General features: G+C 33.1%; 7 protein-coding genes. 3 read left to right on the top strand and 4 right to left on the bottom strand.

Annotated features, from left to right (window positions below):
- Positions 1-325: 325 nt before the first annotated feature.
- Entirely contained in the window at positions 326-664 is a 339-nt protein-coding gene (locus tag ACI9TV_RS09385) for a winged helix-turn-helix transcriptional regulator (protein WP_415250523.1), read from the bottom strand.
- 175 nt (positions 665-839) lie between these two features.
- Between ACI9TV_RS09385 and ACI9TV_RS09380 the strand changes: the two genes are divergently transcribed.
- From ACI9TV_RS09380 to ACI9TV_RS09370, 3 genes are all read left to right on the top strand, one after another.
- Positions 840-1448: a lactoylglutathione lyase family protein gene (locus ACI9TV_RS09380; protein ID WP_415250522.1), complete on the top strand. Its 609-nt coding sequence runs from the start codon at positions 840-842 to the stop codon at positions 1446-1448.
- Between the two features lie 11 nt (positions 1449-1459).
- Positions 1460-2647, top strand: coding sequence for an L-dopachrome tautomerase-related protein (locus ACI9TV_RS09375; protein WP_415250521.1), 1188 nt, complete (start codon positions 1460-1462; stop codon positions 2645-2647).
- A gap of 727 nt (positions 2648-3374) precedes the next feature.
- Complete coding sequence (locus ACI9TV_RS09370; protein WP_415250520.1) at positions 3375-3578, top strand: hypothetical protein; 204 nt, start codon at positions 3375-3377, stop codon at positions 3576-3578.
- A gap of 43 nt (positions 3579-3621) precedes the next feature.
- Here ACI9TV_RS09370 and ACI9TV_RS09365 read toward each other — a convergent pair whose 3' ends face one another.
- From ACI9TV_RS09365 to ACI9TV_RS09355, 3 genes are read right to left on the bottom strand one after another with little or no spacing between them, the layout of a single operon-like run.
- Positions 3622-4401 carry an ABC transporter permease gene (locus ACI9TV_RS09365; protein ID WP_415250519.1) on the bottom strand — a complete coding sequence of 260 codons (780 nt, stop codon included), beginning with the start codon at positions 4399-4401 and terminating at the stop codon, positions 3622-3624.
- 27 nt (positions 4402-4428) lie between these two features.
- On the bottom strand, positions 4429-5904 hold the full coding sequence (locus ACI9TV_RS09360; protein WP_415250518.1) for an OprD family outer membrane porin: 1476 nt from the start codon (positions 5902-5904) through the stop codon (positions 4429-4431).
- 53 nt (positions 5905-5957) lie between these two features.
- Complete coding sequence (locus ACI9TV_RS09355; protein WP_415250517.1) at positions 5958-6944, bottom strand: ABC transporter ATP-binding protein; 987 nt, start codon at positions 6942-6944, stop codon at positions 5958-5960.
- Positions 6945-6948: the final 4 nt, after the last annotated feature.

The following is a 6948-nucleotide window of genomic DNA, read 5'->3' as shown; positions in this document are numbered from 1 at the left end:
GCATCGATATTAATCTACTACCTTATAGACTGCATATAAGTAAGATGGAAGTTTCTAATACTAAGGGTAATACTTGCTTTAATGTGAGATTGTGAAAAAACTTAGTATGGAATATCCCCCTATAAACTAGACAATATTTAATTCAGTATAAGACTTAATAGAGTTAAAAATGGCAAGAGTGATTTGATAGTGAAGAGTTCACAATAGAGGCAAAATCTTAAGAATAATAAATAACATAGACTTATTTATGAAATTTTTGAAGAAGATAAAATTATTAATATTCTTAGAATGAGGACTCATTAGGGTCAATAAGAAAAGCTAGTATTTATTTTATACCATCCTTTTTACCTAAATGTTCTCGTCCCCATTTTTCAAGCTCTATTAGTGCAGTGCTTATGGTTTTTCCTTTTTCGGTTATCTCATACTCAACACGAGGTGGGACTTCGGGGTAGGCTGTGCGGTTTATTAAACCATTTTTTTCTAAGACTCTTAAATGCTCTGATAGTACTTTTTTACTGATGCCAGACACTATCTCCTGAATCTGTGAAAAACGCAGGTTTTCTTCTATGAGATGCCATAAGACAAGAGAACGCCATTTACCGTTTAGTACATCCATAGTTGCTTCTAGTGAACATTTATATTCTTTGTTGTTAAAATAATACATTATCATCTCATAAATTTCAAAATTTGTAACTCTGCTACAACTTGCAAAACACCGCAAAGGAAACTTTTAGGTAACCTGATTACCTCTAAGTAACGTATTTACAGCCCCTTTTTTAGTAGCTATAATTTTATTGTAACATAACTTATAGTTAAAAATAAGTACAAAGGTATACAATATGAAAAGAAGAGATTTTTTTAAGAAAACTTCGGCTTTCGCTTCATTTATGGTGCTTGGTTTATCAACTAAATTAAGTGGTGCACAACAACAAGAAAAAAAAGGAAAAGAAATGAGTAATTATCCAAGAGCATTTTCACATATAGGTATAACAGTCCCAGATTTAGAAGAGGCAGTCAAATTTTATAACGAGGTAATGGGTTGGTATATTATGATGCCACCAACTGTAGTATTGGAAGAACAAGAAACTGCTATTGGGCAAATGTGTATTGATGTATTTGGTAAAGGTTGGGGAAGTTTTAAAATCGCTCATCTTTCAACAAGTGACACAATAGGGATAGAGCTATTTGAATTTAAAAACAACAAAAAACCAAAGCATGAATTTAATCCTTATCAAACAGGTATTTTTCATTTTTGTGTAAAAGACCCAGATATCGAAGGCTTAGTCGCAAAAATAGTTGCAGCAGGTGGAAAACAAAGAATGCCAATAAGAGAATATTTTCCAGATGAAAAACCATATAAAATGGTTTACTGTGAAGATCCATTTGGAAATATTATTGAAATTTATACTCACTCTTATGAGTTGGTTTATTCAGACACATACAAATAGAAGGAAATAGTATGATTAAAATTATTTTTACTTTTTTATCATTAGCTACACTACTTATATCATCTAATGATATTAAAACTCCAAAATTAGAAATAATAGCCCAATGGGACTTTTTAAAATACGATATCAAAGATGAAAAGATTCGCAATCGTTGGGAGCAGAGTAAAATATACAATCAGGCTTTAATACAAGGTATAAAACTCGATGCCAATGAAAATATATATGCTACAACGGCGCGCTGGAAGGGTAAAGATATTCCAGCAACCCTCTCAAAGATTAAAAATGTCAATGATGAAAAGATTCTAGTTCCATATCCATCAGAAGCTTTTAACGATATCTCTAATCCCAAGGGAATTAAGTCAGTTTTAGGTTTTGAGATAGATGAAAATAATGTTATGTGGATTTTAGACCAAGGTCATATTGCAGGTCAGCCAACAAAGTTTGGTGATGAAAAATTAGTTTTATGGGATATTGACAAGAATAAAGAGCTGCAAAGATATAACTTCAGTGATAAAGAGACAAATCGAGAATGCTCATTTTTAAATGATATTGTAGTAGATAATAATAGTGGATTCGCCTATATAACTGATTCTGGTGTTTTCTGTAAGCCATTAGAAGGTGGATTACTTGTATATGATAAAAAAAATAACAAGTCACGTAGAGTCTTATCAGGGACAAAATTTACGAATAATGAAAAAGATTTCTTTTTTAATGTAAATTCAAAACCAGCTTCAATGATAACTGGAGCTGATGGGATTGCCCTAACAGGTGATAGAAAAACTCTTTATTGGACAAACTTAACTGGAAATATTTTGTATTCTATACCAACAATTATTTTACGCGATTTTTCTGTTTCAGAGGCTGAGATACAAGCTAGTGTAGAAATTGTCAATATCTTACCATCTAACACAGATGGGATGACCTCTGATAGTGAAAATAACCTTTATATGACAGGATTAAGTATTAATGGCGTAATGTATAGGGATGCGAAAACACACAAAGTTTCTCGTCTACTTTATAATCCAGAAATGATCTGGCCTGACACTTTTTCATGGGGACAAAATGGAGATTTATATATGATATCTAATAATATAAATAGTTACTTAGATGGTACGATGGATTTCAAGAATCCAAATAAATCAAATTTTATAATATGGCGTTTTAGAGTGAATAAAAAATCATATTTACATCAAAAGTGAGAGTATAAAAATAACTGTGTTTAAGCTTACTTATCTGAGCTACTATATTCTGGTGATTATAAATAATTTTAGTATATTTTAGTGCAGCATGTATCTTTTTTATAAAAGGTACATGAAGTAGGTAAGTTATAAACTGCATCTAGTGAATTAATCTCCACTTTTAAAGTTTTACATCTCCAAGTTCTTCTTGTGATGCAGTCTGTATTACTTCTTTGAGTATATTTTTAAACTCATTAGTAATATCATCAAAAGAGGTTAACTCTCCTTATAATAATTCACTTGATTATCTTATCAAATGAATCTACTTTTTAAGGTTTACACAGTTTATTTTACACTCTCCTTTTCGTTCTACCCTTGTAGTTTTCCAACCATTTATCAACCTCTTCTTGGTCATACATAATAGTTTTTTCATTTAACATACTATACGGCAATGGATCATTGATTTTTCTAGGGCCTTTGAATATAGTTTAGATTCTCCAGTATTGGGAGCTATAAGATAGAATTTTTCATTAAGTCACAAAAATAGATTTTAAGGGATATAGAAAACGTGACCGTTTTACAAGAGCTTCTTCAAAGATTAGAATAAATTCTTAGTACATTTATTAAGAGATGCCTAATCGTAAAGCCCGTAATATACGGATACTAAAGTTATGTGGATTATCTGTAAAGTTTCTGAAGATATGTCCGATATAGGCTCACAATAAACAAATATCAAAGGTTACTTTTCATGGTTCTTTCTTCTTTAAAACGCTCTATTATGCAAAATCAGGTGGATGCACTTAAGGGAGATAAGCTTTTAGAAGATACTGAGCAGTTCTTTAAAAATAGCAGAGCATTAAGAAAAATGATTAAAGAGTATAAACCTTCTCAAGAACAATCAAGAGCTACCTCAAGTTCTAGAAGAAGAGAGAGAACTAGTAGTATTTACTAAAAGCTAGATAAAGGTTTTGAAGCCTAGCTCCAGTTTTCTGCAACTATAAACGGTTTGTAATAAACCTAACTATTAAAAATACAAACATACTAAAACCTATAATTACCGCTGCTAAGGGTGCACTGTAACTTAATCCATAACTATTAAACCTATCAAAAATTAAAACTGGTGTAGTCATTGGATGATAAACCAAAATCACTATGGCACCAAATTCGCCAAGACCTCTACTCCACATCATTAATGCGCCGTTTATTATGTCTTTTTTCGCATTTGGAATAGTTATTCTGAAAAATACATTAATAGGTGAAGCACCTAGTGTCCTAGCTGTTTTTTCAAGTTTTACATCTACTTTTCTAAATCCATCTTTTGCACTGTTTATTAAAAAGGGTGCAGACAAGAACATCATAGCTATCATAATCCCATACTCTGTACCTATAAACTCAATACCAAAAAACTTAAAAAACTCGCCTATTTGTGTGTCTCCAAAAGTTGTAAGTAGAGCGATACCTGCGGCAGTATGCGGTATCATTACTGGAATGTCGATGAGTGATTCAACTAAACTTTTTCCATAAAAATCATATCTGGCTATTACATAAGCAAGTGGTAAACCGGTGAAGAGTACAAAAACCATTGCCCATGCAGATACCTTCATAGTGAGAAGTATAGAGTCAATTGCTTCACCATCTTTTATTGTTTCAAGTAGCTTGTCACTTCCCACACCGATAAATATTTTTATTATAGGCACACTAAGGAAAAATACTATGATGAGTGCCAAGACTATTAATGTGACATTAAATACATTGCTTTTGTTTATCGCTTTCATACTATTTCCTTCTTTGTGCTCTTTAGATTAAAATAGGTAGTTAATCTCAAAACGTCCATCTAAACTATCTGCATCTACTTTGTCTGTATCGTTGTATCCAAGTCTTAGACGCCACTGCAAACCAGCAAAAGAAGGAATATTTTGTACAAAGCCCATGTAGTAATAGTTTTCGTCAAAATTACCTTTCGTCTCGTCTGCATCTGTATGAAGAATGGACATCTGGATAAACATATCTGTATAAACGCCTTTTTTATTCGCATTACGTACTAACTCTATACGGTAACTTTTAGTATTTGCCATCCAGTTGTAGCGAGCCATAGAACGAGTGTACCCTGATGTTGGAAACCCACGCCATGGGGTGATAAGGTCAGCTTCATCAAATATCTGTGAATATCCAAGGTTTAGTTTGTAGATACTAAACTTTGCTACTAAACGAGCGGCTAACATTTGAGAGTCTAGTGAATCGGCATTTTTATACCCACCAACTTCACCACTTAATCCAGCGAGTGTTCCTTTGTATGTTGCCCCACCAATCGCACCACCACCGTTATCAAACTGTTTAATGTAGCGTGCACCAGGGGATAGGGAAAACCCATTCATTTTTATTTTGTAGTTGGCTTCCACCATCACTTGAGAAACTAAGTTTGGTACGCTGTAAAATGAAGTGTCAAGTTTTAAGTTGTCTATAGACTTGTTGTGTAGATCACCCACAATTAATGGAGCATCAGTATTTACTCCGGCAGCTTTTAAACGAGTATATGTAAGTCCCTTATGCATTGCAGTATCATCATTTTCACTCCAAGTAGGGTTATTAGATGAAGATGAACTACTGTCTCCATACATAAGAGTTGAATGTGACTGAGTGTGGTCACGTAGTTTTTGTTCTGTTAAGTATCCTAATTTTATAGAAGTATCTGGGATTGCTTTTGACGCAATTACGATACCATCAAATGTATTTGGAATCATTTTTGTATCGTTAGACTTAGTGTAGAATGTCTCAACCATTTGACGACCTACAAGTAGCTCAGTTTTTGGGATACCTAGATAACGTAGATATGCTTGTCCCAGAACACCCATAGATTTACTTCCCGTATTTGTGTAGTCATATCTACTCAAAGTGTCTTTTCCTGGCTTTAAACGGTTTACCGGGTTACTGTCATTATCAAAAAATGCTCGCGAATAGTAAAGACCTGCTGTAAAATCAATATCAGCAAAAGTAGCACTTTTATAGATGACTGACCCACCAAGACCACTTACTATATGAGTGTTTTGACCTGAATTATCTTCTTCCCACGCATAATAAAAAGTGTTAGAACGAAGACGTCCATAAAACATACCCTGGGTAAACATTTTACCAAGACTATCAACAGAACCCGGCTTTTCATTATATACCATTTGATAATTCGTTTTTAATGCATGTTTTGGTGCTTCCTCTGCTGCGTATAGACTTGTTGATAATACCAGAGTACTTACTAATAGACTCTTGATAGCTGTTGTTCTCATTTTATTTATTTCCTTTTTATTTGTTGTTAGTTTAAGTATATATACTTAGCTCTCTAGATGAAACTGATGTCTTTTTTATCAAACCCGATTTGGATTATGTTCGTTCTATCTGCATAACATCCTTCATAGTCTCTTTTTAAGATTTTTATAAAAAACTGATGCTGTTTTACTTTTACAAAAAGTTTGTAGTGATCAACTATTCCCATACATTCGTCAACTATTCCTTCAAAAACATAGTCAGTTGTAAGCGTGCCATTCTTAGCAACTTTAATAACATTGGGATCTACTGAGTACACTTTTGCAGAAGATTCATATCCAAGCATTGTTGCTGGAAAGATGTTTTTAAAGCCTAAGAATTTTGCTACTTCAATATTTGCTGGTTGGTTGAGAACATCCTTCGCCGCTCCGACCTGCTTGATTTCACCATCCATAATAATTGCAATCTTATCAGCTAGGTAAGATGCTTCTCTAAAGTTATGTGTTACATGAATAGTGATAACGTCATACTTTCTATGTATGTCTTTTAAACTCTTCATAATCGCATTTCTAAAAGTCGGGTCAATAGCACTTAAAGGCTCGTCTAAAAGAAGTAACTTCGGTCTTGAAAATAAAGCTCTTGCTATTGCTACACGTTGCTTTTCACCACCACTTAAATCCTGTGTTGAACGTTCAAGAAGATTTTCTAGCTTTAAAAAATCTACAAGATCTTGAAACAGCTCATCTGCATCTTCTATTGTTTTATATTGAGATGAAAACCTAATGTTTTCTTCAACATTAAGATTTGGAAATAATGCAAAATCCTGATATACAAAACCTATATCTCTCTTCTCTGTTGGTAGCAAAGAAATATCATCGCCTTTAAAAATTATGTTTCCAGTACATGGATTTAATCCGGCAATAGTCTCCAGTAACATAGTTTTTCCACTACCACTCTGACCAAGAAGAACAAAATACTCATTTTTTTGTATATCTAGATCTATGTTGTGAAGTGAAAAATTACCTGTATTACTCGATAGGTTTTTTATCTTTAAGTAGTCCATTTTG

Origin of the sequence: Sulfurimonas sp. (assembly GCF_047622445.1) — a bacterium.
In the GTDB taxonomy this organism is placed as follows: Bacteria; Campylobacterota; Campylobacteria; order Campylobacterales; family Sulfurimonadaceae; genus Sulfurimonas.
Note: the sequence above shows the minus strand (reverse complement) of the source record. Positions and strands in the feature narration are given on the sequence as shown.